This window comes from Dactylosporangium cerinum (genome assembly GCF_042653625.1).
Taxonomy (GTDB): domain Bacteria; phylum Actinomycetota; class Actinomycetes; order Mycobacteriales; family Micromonosporaceae; genus Dactylosporangium; species Dactylosporangium cerinum.
In genome coordinates, this window is the sequence record NZ_JBHSIU010000042.1 from 1 (window position 1) to 13,954 (window position 13,954).

Sequence of the window (13,954 nt, forward strand, 5' to 3'; positions counted from 1 at the left end):
GCGTTCCACGCGAGGGAGAAGCTGGTGTTGGTGGTCGCGGTGACCTGGAGGTTGCCCGGCACACCCGGCGTGCCCGCGGGCGTGGTCGGCGGGGGCGTGGTCGGGCCGCCGCCTCCGGTGCAGGTGCCGAGATCGGTCCACAGCGCCGGCGTGGTGGACGGGGTCCAGCCGGCGCCCGGATAGGCGGTGTGCGTCTGCAGGGCCCGGTACGTGTGGCCCTGGTACGTGACCTGGGTGCCCGCCGTGTAGGTGTTGCCTTCCGCCCAGACCGGGGCGGTGCAGGCGGCCTGGACGGCGGCGCTGCCGGCCTGTGCCTGGAGCGTGGGCGCGAGGGCCAGGGTTGTTGCGATGGCCAGGGCCACGCCCGCTGCCAGTGCGAATTTACGACGTTGAGATCTCATTGGACTCCTCGTCATCGATGGATGGAGAGGAAGTTAGCAGTTAACACTGTTAAATGTAAGAGTCAGGTGGGGGACAGGCCGGCGTCGGCGAAGACATGCCGGGCCAGGGCGGAGCCGAGGAATCCCACGAACGCGTCCGCGCCGACGGTGTTGGAACCGGTCGAGACCTTGATCGCGGTGTACTCGTCGGCGATGCGCAGCGCCTGGGCGAAGTCGAGGGCGCGCAGGTCGTTGCCGGAAGCGACGACGTCGGTGCGGTAGACGAGCGCGGCATCGGCGGTGCCTGTGCGGACCCGGTTCAGGGCGGTGGCCGGGTCCGGGTCGACAGCAGCGGGACGCACGTCGATCGATGCGGCGGCGAGCGCGGCACGGCTCATCCGGCCGCACGGGATGGTCTCGGCGCACAACGCCACCCGCGAGCCGGGAAGGTCGGTGACGCCGGCGATCCCGGTGCCCGGCGGGACGGCGATGACGATCGGGTTGCGGGCCACGACGGCGGGCGCGCCGCGGACGTGTCCGGCGGTGACCTGGGCGGTGGCGACGGTGTCCGCGGACACGAACACGTCGACCGGTGCACCGGCGAGGATGTGCCCGGCGTGCTCGGCGCCGCGGCCGTACTCCACCGCGACCCGGACACCCGGGAACGCCTCCTCGAACTTCGGCACGAGCTGGGTCAGCGTGGCGCGTAACTCGTCGGCGGCGTGCACGACGAGCGTCCCGCCCGGCGCGCCGGACCCCACCGGTCCACCGGCGGCGTGCTGATGGTCGTGGCCGGCGGAGGCCGGCGCCGCGACGGGTGCGCGCCCGGAGTCGGACGACGTGTTGGTGCACGCCGCCAGGGCGAGACTCATTGCGACAACGGCCACGCCGCTCAGGCTCCGCAGGTTCATCGGGGCGGCTCCGCTCGCTCGAATGCTCGGAGCCGTCCGGCCCGGGATGCCCGAGCCGGACGGGTCCTGTTGGTGATCAGTGGGGTTGCCGGATCAGCAGGCGCCGTTGTCCTGCCAGACGCCCCACTCCCCGGTGGTGCCAGGCTCCTCGCCCTGGGTCCACCACCGTGCGGTGTACTTGCGGCTCTTGTGCGAGACGGTCATGCCCCCGGTGTAGACGGCCGACGCGCTCCACGCCGCGCCGCAACCGCCGGTCGGCGGTGGGGTGGTGGGGCCACCGCCGCCGCCACCCACGTTGACGTCGACGCACGCGTAGAACGCCATCGCGGTGTCGTAGATGTTCCAGACGGCGAGGACCTTGTGCCGCCCGCTGGGCAGTCCGGTGACGTTGTGGTTGACGACCTGCGGCGGTTGCGCGTTGCCGTTGGTGAACGTCTGGTGCAGGTTGCCGTCCACGTAGTACTGCCAGTTGAGCGTGCGGTGCATCGCGGTGTTGCGCCACGAGAACGTGGTCGAGCTGCTGATGTTCGTGACGATCCAGCCCTTGTTCTCCTGGTCGAGCACCGTGAAGTTGCTGTTGCCGCCGCTGCAGTTGCGGGAGCCCTTGGGAGCCTCGACGCTCTGCGGTTCGTACTGGATGGAGCCGCAGTTGGCGACGGCACCGGTGGCGCACTGGTCCTGGCGGCTCGGCGGGCTCGTGATCCAGCCGTGCGCGCTGGCCGGAGAGGCCGAGAAGATCACGGCGAGCAGGGGGACGGTGAGGAGGGCGGCAGCGAGGACTGCCAGTCTTCTTCGGAGGGTCATGTCGCTCCTTCGGCAGGCGTGGGTCATCCTTCGTTGACGACCGGTCCGCCCACCGACGTCGACCTTCCATCAGGGAACGTCAATACTGTTAGGTTTGTCAACAGTTTCGGCGGCACCGGTCCGGGCCGCTCTGTTCCCACCTGTAACCGGTGCGGCGCCGCGAAGTGATCGCGTGCGAGACTCGGTACCGTACCGGTGGACGTCGATGTTCACGATCGTGCGGGGGCGACGCGGTGGACCTGGTCGTGCTGAAGCCGGGCCTGGACGACCGGGACGAGCGCATCGCATCGGCGGGGCTGATGGGCGAACACGACGGCACCGTCAACGTCGTCCGCATCGTGGAAGGCGTCAGTACCGATGACAGGTTGTGGAACGAGGTCGTCGGCGAGCTGGTGACGGCCGGGCTCCACCACCCGCTCAAGCAGCCGGGCCGCCGCCTGCTGATCGGCGCGGCGCTGGTCCTCATCGCGATGGTGGCCGTCTACTGGCAGATCTTCGCCGGCACCGGCGCCGACGAACCCGGCTGGCTGCGGTGGCTGGTGGGGATCTTCGCGCCGCCGCTGTGCCTGGGCGGGGCGCTGGCGACCGACGCCGTGTTCGCCGCACTGGAGCGCCGGGCCAACGTCCGGCTGCTCAAGCTCGCGCGCCGGGGCGTCGGCTACGACTATCCGGCGAGTGCGGGTCTCGTCGTCGCCCTGGACGGCGTCGACGCGATCACCCGCACGCACCCCGAGCTGGCGAGGCGTCTGGACGTCCGGCAGCGGCGCAGACGCGCGACGCCGCCGGTCAAGAGTCTGCGCGAAGTACTGCTCGAGGAATGAGCCTGGCAGGAGCGGAGGTCCTGCGCACGTTCCTCCGGCCGGGACTCAGTTTGCTCCGTTGAATACGCCGAAAACCGCGGTGCCGACCAGGCCGCACCACACGATGATGAACAGCCCGAAGAGCACGCTGAGGATCCAGCCGGCGATGACACCGACGTTGGCCAGTTCGATCCCGCGTTCTCCGCTCTGCGCGATCTGCTCCTTGGCCTTGCCTCCGAAGTAGATCCCCAGCGGCGGGAAGACGACGAAGGCGAAGACGGCGGCGAGGATGGCATACGTGTTCACGGGCGGAAGCGGGGTGTACTGGAAATTCGGTGGCTCGGTCATACGTCCGTCAGCTCCCCGTCGGGTTTCACACCATCATGGCCCGGGCAGTATCGCAGCTTTTCGATCTCCAGGACATCGATCATTTGCCGAGTGGCGGGTTGCGGGCCGCGACCCGGTCGGCTTCATTGGCTGCCTGGACTATTCCTGGCGATCCTTCCAGCGACGAGAGGCCGGAGCCGCGACGTTCCTCCAAGTTCTTGACTTGGAGGTACAGAATGACGTAGCGTCGCTGACATGGGGAGGCCCAAGCAGTTCGATCCCGACGTAGCCGTCAACAAGGCGATGGAACTCTTCTGGCGCAAAGGATTCGCCGAGACCACACCTCAGGATCTCGTTGCGGAGCTGGGTATCGGCAAGGGCAGTCTCTACAGCACCTTTTTCAGCAAGAGGGCGCTGTTCGACCTTGCGCTGCAGCGCTACGTCGAGATGCGGGTGGCCGGTGTGGTCGAGACGCTGGAACGGCCAGGCCCGGTCACCGAACGCCTGCGGGTGGCGCTGCTGCGGCTCGCCGACACGGATGTCACGCCGACCCCCCGTGGTTGTCTTGCGGTCAACACGGCCGTGGAGTTGGCCGGATGTGACGAGGTCGCGGCCGAGGTGGTCGGGCGATTGTTCGATCGCATCGAGGCTGCGTTCCAGGCCGTGATCGAGGAGGGGCAACGCAGTGGAGAAATCACGGCCGGCCGTGATTCCCGGCAGCTGGCAAGCCTGATCCTCGCCTCGTTCATCGGCATGTCCGTCCTGGCGAAAACCACGGATGCGCAACGGTTGCGGCGAACCATTGATGCGGTGATGGCAGCACTCTGACCTGATCCTCCGATCAGATGGCTCATCATGCCCACATTTTTGACCTGAAGTTACAAAAAGGGAGTCGAAGAATGGAAACGACAGAAGGAGCACCGGAGATGGTCCAGCACGCCGCGAACGTCGGACCAAAAGTGACAAAGGGACTCTTTGTCCGGCTGGAGGCCAAACCCGGCCGGGAGGCGGACCTCGAGGCGTCCCTCAAGTCTGGTCTCGCTGCGGTCCTTGACGAGCCTGACACCACGGCCTGGCTGGCGATCCGCCTCGGGCCGACCAGCTTCGCCGTTGTTGACGCGTTTCCGAATGCGGCTGGCCGGCAATTCCATCTCGACGCCGGCAAGATCCGGATTACCAACGACGCGTACATGGAGATGCTCGCCGAGCCGCCGTCGTTCACCCACACCGACATCGTGGCATCCAAGCTTCCGTTGCAGGCATAACGCCCGCCGGCCCGTCACCCTGCCGTTAGCGCCGAGCGACCCGCACACCGTCGAGCGCGGCTTGCAGCACTCGCCACGGCCACCGCGCGATCGGCATATCAGCGCAGCGTTGACTTTCCGCACGTGCAGCAGGTGTTCCGGGTGCGCCGCGACGTGTTCGACGCCACCCAGCAGCGGGTCGGCAGGGAAATCGTGCATGGGGTGACCAGCTTGCAGCCGGTCACCACCGCCGAGCAGATCAACGCTCATGCGCGCAACCACTGGTCGATCGAGAGCAAGAGCCACTGGGTCCGCGACGTTGGTCTACGCCGAGGACCACCGGCACGCCTACCCCGGTGAGCAGCGTGCCGCCGTCGTGCTCACGGGGCGAGCAGGTCGGTGCGGAGCCGGTACACGTAGTCGTCCCGGTCGCGGCGGCCGGCCGGGCCGGGGCCTTCGCGCGGGACGAACAGGTTGGCCTCCGAGCGGGTCCATTCCCGCGATGCGTAGCGTTCCAGGATGCGCCATTCGCCGTCGCGCTGCTCGAGCAGGTCGATGTAGCGGAAGCCGCTGGTGAAGTTCAGCTGCGGGGAGTCCGATGGGGAGCCCCAGTGCACGGCGGTGCCGTAGGTCTCCGACAGTGCCCGGGTTCCAGCGAACTCGACCAGGTGGTTGGCGACCAGGTGCATCGTGCCGTCGAAGCCGCGCAGCTTCGGCTCGACCCAGGCGACGTACTCCTCGACGGGTCCGTCGAAGCCGGTGTGGTGGTCGATCGCGCCGGGGTGGTAGCAGGAGCGGACCAGCTCCATGTCGAGGCGGTCGACGCCCCGGCAGTACCGGCACACCAGCTCCCGGATGGCGGCCCGGTCGATGTCCTCGTTCGTCATCAGAACCTCCCGCAACTGTCTGTTGTGGACCCGCGTGGCCTGGTGTTTTGCCGGGCCGCACAGGTAAGCTACCAAGCACTTGCTTGGTTCGGGAACCCGTTGGCTGCCAACGGTTTTCGTGGGTGGAAGTGGGGATGCGATGGCTCGGCTGGGCTTCAACCTGATGAGCGTGGACGAGCTGTACGGCGGCCGTTTCACCGGCATCCTGGAGGCGGCCGGACTGGCCGACCGGATGGGCGTGGACCTGCTGGTGCTGCCCGACCATGTGACGATCAGCGAACAGGCCCACCGCGACCGGGTGGCCGTCGGCTTCCCGTATCCCATCGACACCAACTGGTTCGAGCCGCTGACCGCCCTCGCCGCGGTCGCCGGGGTCACCGCCCGGGCCCGGCTCGGCACCAACGTCCTCATCGCGCCGATCCGCCCGGCCGTGCTGCTGGCCAAGCAGCTCGCCACGCTCGACGTCATCTGCGGCGGACGGCTGGATGTGGGCCTCGGGGCGGGCTGGCAGGAGGAGGAGTACCGGGTCACCGAGCGGCCGTTCGAGCGCCGCTTCGGCTACCTGGAGGAGCAGGTCGCCGTCTGCCGGGCACTGTGGGCCGGGGGACCGGCGGCCCACGCGGGGCAGCGGGTGGACTTCACCGACCTGTACAGCATGCCGGTGCCGGTGCAGGGCGCGGACCTGCGGCTGTCGTTCGGCTTCCACCCCACCCCGCGGGCGATCGAGCGGGTGGTGCGCCACGGCGTGGGGTGGTGGGCGGCGCCGATGCCGGTCGAGGAGGTGCGGGCCGCGGTCGCCGCCATCCGCGCCGAGTGCGTGCGGGTCGGCCGGGACCCGGCCGCGATCCCGGTCACCGCGGCCACCACGCTGGTCACGCACGGCAGGACCGCCGAGGAGGCCGGCGCCGCGCCGGTGCTGCAGGAGGCGCGGGCGCTGTGGGAGGCCGGTGCCGACTGTGTCATCGTGCACCCCCTGGCGTTCGTGCGGACACCGCAGGAGCTGCCGGAGTTCCTGCAGCCCCTGCTCGACGCCCGGGACGCGGTTCACGCCTCGACGACCACCTTGAGCTGACCGGCCCGGGGCGCGGCGGCCCGGTCGTAGGCCTCCTGGACGCGCGTCATCGGCAGCCGGTCGGTGACGTAGGCGTCCAGGATCGACGGGTGCTCCCGCAGGTACTGCTGGGCCAGCCGCAGCACCCGTCCGCGGTCCTTGGTGGTGCCGGCCCGCAGGGTCAGGTCCTTGCGGAAGAACGTGTGCATCGGCACCGGGTAGACCAGGTCGTCGGGCACCCCGAAGTAGTAGACCAGGCCGCCGTCCGCGGCCGCGTCGACGGCGCAGCCGAGGGTGCCGACCTGGTGCCCGATGGACTCGACCACCACCCGCGGCCGGTCGGCCGGGGCGAGCGAGGCGACCCAGCGGTCGCACGAGGCCCGCACCGGCTCGTCCACCCCGAAGGTCCGTGCCTGTGCCGACCGGTCGATCCGGTCGACGCCGACCACGTGGGCCGCGCCCGCGGTCTTCAGTACGTGGCTGAACAGCATGCCGATCGGTCCCTGGCCGAGGACGGCGACCCGCTGCCCGGTGACGTCCCCCATCCGTTCGACCGCGTAGATGACGCAGGCGAGGGGCTGCGCGACCACGGCGTGCGCCGGCGGGAGCGTGCCGTCGTCGGGTGCGAGGGAGTCCCCTTCGGTGACGACGAGGTCGGCGAGCGCGTCCTGGCCCAGGGCCCAGCCGACCGCGGTGGTGCCGGGCGTGAAGCCTGGGTGGCGGGAGGCGACCACGTCGCCCACTACCTCGTGCATCGGGCAGCCCGGCCCGGGTGGCGCGCCGTCCGGGTGATTGCCCAGCCCGCCCTGTAGCTGGACGGCGCCCTTGAACAGGGGCATGTCGCTGCCGCAGATCGCGCCGGCCCGGACCCGCAGCAGCACCTCGCCGGGGGCGAGCGCCGCCGGGGATGGTGCCGGGACGCGGACGTCGGCGAACGTCGACGGGGCAACGAGCTGGGCCGCCCACATGTCACTCAATGCTGGCTCCCTCAAGAAAGAGGCCGGGCGGCCCCACAGGACCGCCCGGCAACGTGCATTACGGCCGCATGGACGCGACGTAGTTGCGGATGACCTCGATGCCGTCGAACAGCTCGGTGAACGTCCACTCGCGTGGTGCGTCCGGTGCCGCGCGCAGCATCGCCAGCAGGGTCTCCTCGTCGTCGACGTTGGCGACGATCAGCCGGCCCCCGCCGGCCATCGAGTACAGGCAGTCGAAGGTGCCGTCGGCCAGCTTGGCCGAGATCCAGTCCACGGCCACGTCGGCGATCCTCAGTCCCAGCTCAGGATCGACCGGGCCGTGGTGGCCGACGGCGAGGAACTTCCGCATCGGCTACGCGGCCAGCGCCGTCTGGCGCGGCGTGTCGTCGAACAGCTTGTCGTCGGCCAGGGGTTTGGTGAAGTTGACGATGCCACCGATCTCGGCCCAGGCGGACTCGATCGGTGCGATGTTGCCGATGGGGAACTTGAAGTCGGGGTCGAACACCAGGCTGGACGGCCCGGTCACCTGGGCCTCGGTGGCGCCCAGGGCCTTGATCAGCCCCTCCTTCACCTGCGGGTTGCTGCGGTAGTCGCCCTGCAGATAGGTGCGGCTGGTGCGGACCAGCGCGCGCACGATGGCCGCGGCCACGTCCGGCTTCTCGGTGCGGATCTTGCCCATCCAGTAGCTGGTGATGGACGCGGTGAACGGGATGATGAGCTTGTGCCCGGTCTTCTCGGCGGTGGTCCAGACCGGGTCGCTGAGGTTGCCGGCGTCCACCGAGCCCGAGTCGAGCCCGGCCAGCAGGTCGGCGCCGCCGAGCGGCACGATCGTGACGTCCTTGACGGTGAGGTTGCAGGTCTTCAGGTAGGCGGCCAGCTCGACCACGGCGGGGGAGCCGAGGCCGGTGGCGGAGCCGGTGGAGACCTTCTTGCCCTTCAGGTCGGCGCAGCTGAACGAGCCGTCGGGCTTGAGCAGGCTCTTGCGCACGTAGTAGCCCTGGTGGTTGGCGGGGCTCCAGCCGACGCCGCCGCCGATGCCCTTGATGTCGGCGCCACCGGCGATCGCGTTGAACAGCCCGGCCGACGGCGCGGCGGGCGCCACGTCGATGTCGCCCTTCTGCATCACCACGACGAGGTTGTTCGTCTGTACCAGCTGGATGTTGATCTTGATGTTTTCCTTCTTGAACTCCCCGAAATATTCGGCGAGCAGTAATGGTGCATACGCCTCGATGTTGCGGAAGGGCAGCGAGGCGTTGACGGTGACCTCGCTCGGCAACGGCTTCGGCGCGGGGGTGTTCGGCCCGGTCGGGCCGGGGGCCGGGGCGCTGGTGGCCTGGGTTCCGGTGGGAGTGGAGGACGGGGTCGAGCCGTCGTCGCCGCAGGCGGACAACAGCGGGACGGCGAGCACGGCGACGACGAACAGGGCGGCTGATCGGCGCATCTTTGCGTCTTCCTTACTGGGGGAGGGGAAACCGATTTACAGGAGGTTCCGGTCGCCGCCTTCGATCTCGACGCGAGCCCACGGCAGCACGAGCAGCGACACCCACTTGACGACATTGCTCAGCAGCAGACCCATGAGGGCGACCGCCACGATGCCGACGTACATCCGGGGCGCCTGAAAGAGCGTCCAGGAGTACCAGATGAGATAGCCGATGCCCTTGTTCGCCTGGGTGAACTCGACGCCGACCATCATCAGCACGGCGACGCTGACCGACATCCGCAGACCGATGAACATCTGCGGCAGCGCGGCCGGGAACAGCACATGACGGAAGGTCAGCCACGGGCCGGCCTGGAAGCTCTGCGCCACCTCGCGGTGACCCGGACTCACCGCCAGGAATGCGGCCATGGTGCTGACCCACATGAAGAAGAAGACGGTCATCCCGATGGCCACGTTCAGGGCCGTGTCGGTGAGCCCGAAGATGAGCAGCAGCAACGGGAAGATGGCCAGCTTCGGCACCGTGTACAGCGCCGACAGCAACGGTTCGAGGGTGGCCCGGACCCAGCGGGAGGCGCCGAGGGCGATGCCGGCGGCCACGCCGGTCACCACGCCCATGGCGCAGCCGATGAGCACCCGGGTCAGGCTGGCCCAGAGGTGGTCGAACAGCTCGCCGCTCTCGACGAGCTGCAGGGCCGCCTTCCAGACCTCGGTGGGCGGCGGGAAGAACAGCGGGTTGACCGCGCCGCTGGTCGCGGCCACCTGCCACACCACGAACAGCACCACCGGCGCGCCGAAGCCCAGCACGATCTCGGCCAGCCGGCGACGGCGCCGGCGGACCGCGGCCCGCTCCGGGGTGGCGGAGGCCTCGCGGCGCACCAGCCGGACGTTCCCCGGTGCCGACGCCGGCTTCTGCATGGTCTGGGCCACAGCTACTCCTCTCCCGCCGCGAGCGAGGCCTGGACCTCGTCGCGCAGCACGTCCCACACGTTCTGGTGCAGCTCCGCGAACTCGGGCGTGCGGCGCACGTCGCTGGCGCGGGGCCGGCCGAACGGCACGGTGATGTCACTGACGACCCGGCCGGGCCGGGCCGACACGACGACCACGCGGTCGCCGAGGACGAGCGCCTCCTCGAGGCTGTGGGTGACGAAGATGACGGTGCGCCGGTCCTCCTCCCAGACCTTGAGGAGCACCTCCTGCAGCACCACTCGCATCTGCGCGTCCACGGCCGCGAACGGCTCGTCCATGAGCAGGATCTGCGGCTGCACGGCCAATGCGCGGGCGATCGAGACCCGCTGCCGCATGCCGCCGGACAGCGTGGCCGGGTACGCCTTCTCGAAGCCGCTCAGCCCGATCCGGCGGATCCATTCCATCGCCCGCTCGTTGGCCTCCCGCCGGGGGACCTTCGCCATCTCCAGGCCGAACCGCACGTTGGCCAGCACGGTCTTCCACGGCAGCACCCCGTAGTCCTGGAAGACCATGGACGTGTCTGCCCGGCCCTCGTCCAGCCACAGGTCCAGGGTGCCCGCGGTCGGTGGCAGCAGGCCGTTGACGATGCGCAGAAACGTCGACTTGCCGCAGCCGGACGGGCCGACCAGGCAGACGAACTCGCCGTCGGCGACCCGCAGGTCGAACGGGCCCAGGGCGTGCACGCGGCTCTTGCCGGAGATGAACTGCCGCTCCACGCCGGACGCGAGCAGCTTGGCGCCCGCGGGTGCCGTCGGCGGGGCCGCGGTCGCTTGCCGTGTCTGTGTGTCCACTGTGCTCCAGGTGTCCTCAGGGGCGGGGTGTCCTCAGGTGGCGGGTGTCCTCAGGTGCCGGGGTGTCTGACGGGTCAGCCGAACCATTGGCCTGCGTTGACGTCGAGCGTCTGCCCGGTCACGCCCGCGGCGGCGGGCGAGCCGAGGAAGGCGGCCACGTCAGCCACCTCCCGGGCCGTCACGAACCGGCCCAGACAGGTCCCCTCCAGCGCGGCCCGCCGGGCGTCGGCGTCGGCGAGGAACGCCTCCAGGTTGTCCGACTCGATGTATCCGGGCACGACGGCGTTGACCCGGACCGAGTGCGGGCCCAGCTCGCGGGCCAGGACCTGGACCAGGGTGAGCATCGCCGACTTCACCACGGCGTAGATGCCGGAGCCGGGGTGCGGCCGGCGCGCCGAGATGGAGCTGACCAGCACGACCGCCGCCGGGCGCCCCCGCATCAGCGGCAGCAGCTCGTACAGCAGGTTGGTGGCCGACAGGATGTTGCCGTCGACCGCCGCGTGCCAGTCGGCGGCGGTACGGTCGCCGAGCGAGCCGAGCGGCGGCCGGGAGAACGCGTTGTGCACGAGGACGTCGACGGCGCCGTACCGCTCGCCGATGCGTTCGGCGGCCTCGGCGCAGCGGGCCCGGTCCGTGAGGTCGGTCGGGAGGCGCAGCGCGGCCCGGCCGGCCGCCTCGACCTCGCCGGCGACCTCGTTCAGGTAGCCGGCGCTGCGGGCCAGCAGGGCAAGGTTCGCGCCGGCCCCGGCGAAGGTCAGAGCGAGCTCGCGGCCCAGCCCCGGGCCCACGCCCGCGACGGCGACTGTACGTCCGGTCAGGTCCATGCCGCCACCACCTCGTCCACTGTGGACAGCGTGGCGAGATGGCGCAGGCTGTAACGGATCACCTCGGCGGCGTAGTCGGCCGGGACGCCGGCCACCGCGTCGACCGGCACCACCACGCGGTACCCGAGCCCCACCGCCTCCATCGAGGCGCCGAGGATGCCCATGTTCACCGACACGCCGACCAGGACGATCGTGCGCACGCCGAGGCCGCGCAGGGTCGCGTCGAGGTCGGTGCCGGTGAACGGGGTCACGCCGTGCAGCCGCTCGACGGTGACGTCGCCGTCCTCCGGCCCGATCTCCGCCAGCACCTGTGCGGACACCGAGCCGGTGCGCAGGTGCTCGGGCATGGCCGCGGCGCGCTCCAGGATCGGCGCGTTCGTCAGGCCCGGCCGCCCACCGGCCCGGCGGGCGACGGTGGCGTGCACGACCGCGACCCCGGCGGGGCGTGCCGCAGTCAGCAGGCGGCGCACGTTGCCGACGCCACCGGCGGCCCGCAGCTGCTCGCCCAGCTCCGGCACCAGGCTCTCGGGGCCGACGATGCCGCGCTGCAGTTCCATCGTCACGACCGCGGTGCCGTCGGGGCGGACCACCGCGGGGTCGAGTGGACGGCTCATGGGCCACCTCCGGGCGTGATGGTGACGGCGTGGCCCTGCTCGGCCGACGCCTGGATCGCCTCGACGACCCGCAGCACGGCCAGGCCGTCGGCGAAGGTGGCCGGACGTTGCTCGCCGGTGCTGCCGTCATCGAGGTGGCGGTACAGCCAGCCCGCCAGACCGGTGTAGGCGGCGATCTCGGCCGCGGTCCACGGGCGGCTGCTGTCAGCTGCGTCTGGATGCGACGGTGCGGCGCTCAGGTCGTGGGTCCCGTCGGCGGTCTCGAGGTGGGCCCGGCCGTCCACGATGGACACGGTGCCGGCGGTGCCGGCCACCCGGGTCACCTCGACCGGCGCGCCCCAGACCGCCGCGCACTCCTGGATGATCCCGACCGCGCCGGACGCGGTGCGCAGCAGCACGCCGTAGCCGTCGTCGGCGCCGCCGCCGGGGCGGGGCACCGCCTGGCCCAGCGTGGCCGACACCTCGGCGATCGGGCCGAGCCACAGGTGCAGCTGGTCCAGCAGGTGGGTGCCGTTCGCGCGGAGCCACCCGCCGCCGCGGGCCGGGTCGAACCACCAGCCGGGCGCGCCCGCTTCGGCGTCGGCGAGGATCGGGTAGGATCGCACGACCGTGACCGTGTGCGGCCGGCCGATGCGGCCGCCGGCGATCGCGGCGCGGACCGCCTCGACCGCGGGGTCCCACCGGAACTCGGTGCCGACCAGCGCGACGACACCGGCCGCGTCGGCCGCCTTCGTCATCGCCTCGGCCTGCTCGACCGACAGCGCGAGGGGCTTCTCGCAGATGACGTGCCGCCCGGCCGCGACGGCCAGCCCGGCGAGCTCGGCGTGCGTGTCCGGGGGTGTGGCGATGGTGACGATCTCGGCGTCGGTGGCCCGCAGCGCGGCCTGGAGGGAGTCGAACCCGGCCGGCACGCCGACCCGCGCGGCCCGCCGGGTGGTCCGCTCGGCGTCCTGGCCGACCAGCGCGGCCACCTCGAACCCGGCCGCCCGCAGCGCCGGCACATGCACCCGCAGCCCGAAGCCTGTGCCCACGACGATCGCAAGCCGGGTCATGCCATGCCCCCGCGGTCCAGGCCCAGCACCCGCAGTGCGTTGGTGCGCAGGAACTTCTCCCACACGTCGTCGTGCAGGGGCAGGTCGTCCAGCTCGGTGAAGATACGCTCCAGGGACAGGCCCATCGGGAAGTAGCCGGCGTAGAGCACCTTGTCCGCGCCGCGGGTGTTGGCGAAGTCCAGGATCTGCCGCGGGTAGTACTTCGGCGCGAACGCGCTGGTCGAGTAGTACAGGTTGGGCCACTTCAGCAGCAGCTTCACGGCCAGGTCGACCCACGGTTCGCAGCCGTGCCGGGTGACGAAACGCAGCTCGGGGAAGTACCAGCAGACCTCGTCGATGAGGGCGACCTCCTGGGCCGCGAACGGGATCCGGGGCCCGGGCACGCCGGCGCAGACGAAGATCGGGATGTCCAGGTCGACGCAGGCGGCGTACAGCGGGTAGAACCGCTTGTCGTTGATCGGCACCGGCGGGTTGAGACCGCTGGGCATCGCGCTCGCCGCGACCACGCCGAGCTCCTCGACGGCCCGTCGCAGCGCCCGTACACCCTCCATCCCGGCGTTGGGATCGACGGGGAACGCCCCGAGGAACCGCTGCGGGTGGTCCTTGAGCGCGGCGACGGCGAGCTCGTCGTCGAAGCTGACGGTGATCATGCCGCGTTCGACGCCGAAGCGGTCCATCTCGCCCAGCACGGCCGCCGCGCCGTCGGCGCTGAACCGCTGGTCCGGCAGGCTCTTGTACATGTACTCGGCGGGGAACCGGTAGGTCTCGCGGCTCTCCTGGTCGCGCAGCTGGGCGCCGAGGAACCGGCGCCAGCTGTCGTCGCCGGGTCCTTTCGGGATCCCCATCATCAGGTCGATCACGCCGATGTCGGTGGGCCTGGGCATTGCG

Annotated in this window: 19 protein-coding genes; 5 read left to right on the top strand and 14 right to left on the bottom strand. The window is 70.7% G+C overall.

Features of this window, described 5'->3' with window-relative positions; all coding sequences use genetic code 11:
* The 3 genes from ACFPIJ_RS33170 to ACFPIJ_RS33180 form a co-directional block, all read right to left on the bottom strand.
* A partial coding sequence (locus ACFPIJ_RS33170) for a carbohydrate-binding protein (RefSeq protein WP_380120959.1) occupies positions 1 to 362 on the bottom strand: 362 nt, incomplete at its 3' end.
* A 101-nt stretch (positions 363 to 463) separates the two neighbouring features.
* Positions 464 to 1,267, bottom strand: a complete 804-nt coding sequence (gene modA, locus ACFPIJ_RS33175) for a molybdate ABC transporter substrate-binding protein (protein WP_380120961.1) — start codon at positions 1,265 to 1,267, stop codon at positions 464 to 466.
* A 117-nt stretch (positions 1,268 to 1,384) separates the two neighbouring features.
* On the bottom strand, positions 1,385 to 2,095 hold the full coding sequence (locus ACFPIJ_RS33180; protein ID WP_380120963.1) for a lytic polysaccharide monooxygenase: 711 nt from the start codon (positions 2,093 to 2,095) through the stop codon (positions 1,385 to 1,387).
* Between the two features lie 233 nt (positions 2,096 to 2,328).
* On the opposite strand from ACFPIJ_RS33180, the gene ACFPIJ_RS33185 reads away from it, so the two are divergent.
* Positions 2,329 to 2,916 carry a hypothetical protein gene (locus tag ACFPIJ_RS33185; RefSeq protein ID WP_380120965.1) on the top strand — a complete coding sequence of 196 codons (588 nt, stop codon included), beginning with the start codon at positions 2,329 to 2,331 and terminating at the stop codon, positions 2,914 to 2,916.
* A 45-nt stretch (positions 2,917 to 2,961) separates the two neighbouring features.
* On the opposite strand, the gene ACFPIJ_RS33190 is transcribed toward ACFPIJ_RS33185, so the two are convergent.
* Positions 2,962 to 3,243, bottom strand: coding sequence for a DUF4190 domain-containing protein (locus ACFPIJ_RS33190; RefSeq protein WP_380120967.1), 282 nt, complete (start codon positions 3,241 to 3,243; stop codon positions 2,962 to 2,964).
* Positions 3,244 to 3,477: 234 nt separating this feature from the next.
* On the opposite strand from ACFPIJ_RS33190, the gene ACFPIJ_RS33195 reads away from it, so the two are divergent.
* The 3 genes from ACFPIJ_RS33195 to ACFPIJ_RS33205 all read left to right on the top strand — a co-directional run bounded on the left by ACFPIJ_RS33195 (position 3,478) and on the right by ACFPIJ_RS33205 (position 4,826).
* On the top strand, positions 3,478 to 4,050 hold the full coding sequence (locus ACFPIJ_RS33195; protein ID WP_380120969.1) for a TetR/AcrR family transcriptional regulator: 573 nt from the start codon (positions 3,478 to 3,480) through the stop codon (positions 4,048 to 4,050).
* A 71-nt stretch (positions 4,051 to 4,121) separates the two neighbouring features.
* Positions 4,122 to 4,487 (top strand): putative quinol monooxygenase, encoded by a 366-nt coding sequence (locus ACFPIJ_RS33200; protein WP_465252341.1) that lies wholly within the window; start codon positions 4,122 to 4,124, stop codon positions 4,485 to 4,487.
* Positions 4,488 to 4,610: 123 nt separating this feature from the next.
* A complete protein-coding gene (locus ACFPIJ_RS33205) occupies positions 4,611 to 4,826 on the top strand; it encodes a hypothetical protein (RefSeq protein ID WP_380120972.1) in 216 nt (71 codons plus the stop codon).
* A gap of 20 nt (positions 4,827 to 4,846) precedes the next feature.
* Here ACFPIJ_RS33205 and ACFPIJ_RS33210 read toward each other — a convergent pair whose 3' ends face one another.
* Positions 4,847 to 5,353: a nuclear transport factor 2 family protein gene (locus ACFPIJ_RS33210; RefSeq protein ID WP_380120974.1), complete on the bottom strand. Its 507-nt coding sequence runs from the start codon at positions 5,351 to 5,353 to the stop codon at positions 4,847 to 4,849.
* A gap of 139 nt (positions 5,354 to 5,492) precedes the next feature.
* On the opposite strand from ACFPIJ_RS33210, the gene ACFPIJ_RS33215 reads away from it, so the two are divergent.
* Positions 5,493 to 6,425, top strand: coding sequence for a TIGR03619 family F420-dependent LLM class oxidoreductase (locus ACFPIJ_RS33215; protein WP_380120976.1), 933 nt, complete (start codon positions 5,493 to 5,495; stop codon positions 6,423 to 6,425).
* On the opposite strand, the gene ACFPIJ_RS33220 is transcribed toward ACFPIJ_RS33215, so the two are convergent.
* The 9 genes from ACFPIJ_RS33220 to ACFPIJ_RS33260 all read right to left on the bottom strand — a co-directional run bounded on the left by ACFPIJ_RS33220 (position 6,398) and on the right by ACFPIJ_RS33260 (position 13,950).
* On the bottom strand, positions 6,398 to 7,372 hold the full coding sequence (locus ACFPIJ_RS33220) for a zinc-binding dehydrogenase (RefSeq protein ID WP_380121096.1): 975 nt from the start codon (positions 7,370 to 7,372) through the stop codon (positions 6,398 to 6,400). The two genes, ACFPIJ_RS33215 and ACFPIJ_RS33220, sit on opposite strands and share 28 nt — an antisense overlap.
* Before the next feature lie 67 nt (positions 7,373 to 7,439).
* Positions 7,440 to 7,730: a hypothetical protein gene (locus ACFPIJ_RS33225; protein WP_380120978.1), complete on the bottom strand. Its 291-nt coding sequence runs from the start codon at positions 7,728 to 7,730 to the stop codon at positions 7,440 to 7,442.
* 3 nt (positions 7,731 to 7,733) lie between these two features.
* Positions 7,734 to 8,822, bottom strand: coding sequence for an ABC transporter substrate-binding protein (locus ACFPIJ_RS33230; protein ID WP_380120981.1), 1,089 nt, complete (start codon positions 8,820 to 8,822; stop codon positions 7,734 to 7,736).
* Positions 8,823 to 8,858: 36 nt separating this feature from the next.
* The gene (locus tag ACFPIJ_RS33235) at positions 8,859 to 9,746 is read right to left on the bottom strand and encodes an ABC transporter permease (RefSeq protein ID WP_380120983.1); all 888 of its coding nucleotides are present in this window, start codon (positions 9,744 to 9,746) and stop codon (positions 8,859 to 8,861) included.
* A gap of 2 nt (positions 9,747 to 9,748) precedes the next feature.
* Entirely contained in the window at positions 9,749 to 10,576 is an 828-nt protein-coding gene (locus ACFPIJ_RS33240) for an ABC transporter ATP-binding protein (protein ID WP_380120986.1), read from the bottom strand.
* Positions 10,577 to 10,650: 74 nt separating this feature from the next.
* Positions 10,651 to 11,400: an SDR family oxidoreductase gene (locus tag ACFPIJ_RS33245; RefSeq protein ID WP_380120988.1), complete on the bottom strand. Its 750-nt coding sequence runs from the start codon at positions 11,398 to 11,400 to the stop codon at positions 10,651 to 10,653.
* The gene (locus ACFPIJ_RS33250) at positions 11,391 to 12,014 is read right to left on the bottom strand and encodes a cysteine hydrolase family protein (protein ID WP_380120990.1); all 624 of its coding nucleotides are present in this window, start codon (positions 12,012 to 12,014) and stop codon (positions 11,391 to 11,393) included. The genes ACFPIJ_RS33245 and ACFPIJ_RS33250 overlap by 10 nt, the downstream gene beginning before the upstream one ends.
* Positions 12,011 to 13,066, bottom strand: a complete 1,056-nt coding sequence (locus ACFPIJ_RS33255) for a Gfo/Idh/MocA family protein (protein WP_380120992.1) — start codon at positions 13,064 to 13,066, stop codon at positions 12,011 to 12,013. The genes ACFPIJ_RS33250 and ACFPIJ_RS33255 overlap by 4 nt, the downstream gene beginning before the upstream one ends.
* A complete protein-coding gene (locus ACFPIJ_RS33260; protein WP_380120993.1) occupies positions 13,063 to 13,950 on the bottom strand; it encodes an amidohydrolase family protein in 888 nt (295 codons plus the stop codon). Before ACFPIJ_RS33260 ends, ACFPIJ_RS33255 begins: the two co-directional genes overlap by 4 nt.
* Between the last annotated feature and the right edge of the window lie 4 nt (positions 13,951 to 13,954).

Bases quoted from the DNA above. Each gene is read 5' to 3' on its own strand.
- ACFPIJ_RS33180 (WP_380120963.1), bottom strand. From the start codon at position 2,095: ATGACCCTCCGAAGAAGACTGGCAGTCCTCGCTGCCGCCCTCCTCACC.
- ACFPIJ_RS33190 (WP_380120967.1), bottom strand. From the start codon at position 3,243: ATGACCGAGCCACCGAATTTCCAGTACACCCCGCTTCCGCCCGTGAAC.
- ACFPIJ_RS33245 (WP_380120988.1), bottom strand. From the start codon at position 11,400: ATGGACCTGACCGGACGTACAGTCGCCGTCGCGGGCGTGGGCCCGGGG.
- ACFPIJ_RS33230 (WP_380120981.1), bottom strand. From the start codon at position 8,822: ATGCGCCGATCAGCCGCCCTGTTCGTCGTCGCCGTGCTCGCCGTCCCG.
- ACFPIJ_RS33200 (WP_465252341.1), top strand. From the start codon at position 4,122: ATGGAAACGACAGAAGGAGCACCGGAGATGGTCCAGCACGCCGCGAAC.
- ACFPIJ_RS33250 (WP_380120990.1), bottom strand. From the start codon at position 12,014: ATGAGCCGTCCACTCGACCCCGCGGTGGTCCGCCCCGACGGCACCGCG.
- ACFPIJ_RS33215 (WP_380120976.1), top strand. From the start codon at position 5,493: ATGGCTCGGCTGGGCTTCAACCTGATGAGCGTGGACGAGCTGTACGGC.
- ACFPIJ_RS33255 (WP_380120992.1), bottom strand. From the start codon at position 13,066: ATGACCCGGCTTGCGATCGTCGTGGGCACAGGCTTCGGGCTGCGGGTG.
- ACFPIJ_RS33220 (WP_380121096.1), bottom strand. From the start codon at position 7,372: ATGTGGGCGGCCCAGCTCGTTGCCCCGTCGACGTTCGCCGACGTCCGC.
- ACFPIJ_RS33210 (WP_380120974.1), bottom strand. From the start codon at position 5,353: ATGACGAACGAGGACATCGACCGGGCCGCCATCCGGGAGCTGGTGTGC.
- ACFPIJ_RS33225 (WP_380120978.1), bottom strand. From the start codon at position 7,730: ATGCGGAAGTTCCTCGCCGTCGGCCACCACGGCCCGGTCGATCCTGAG.
- ACFPIJ_RS33260 (WP_380120993.1), bottom strand. From the start codon at position 13,950: ATGCCCAGGCCCACCGACATCGGCGTGATCGACCTGATGATGGGGATC.
- ACFPIJ_RS33195 (WP_380120969.1), top strand. From the start codon at position 3,478: ATGGGGAGGCCCAAGCAGTTCGATCCCGACGTAGCCGTCAACAAGGCG.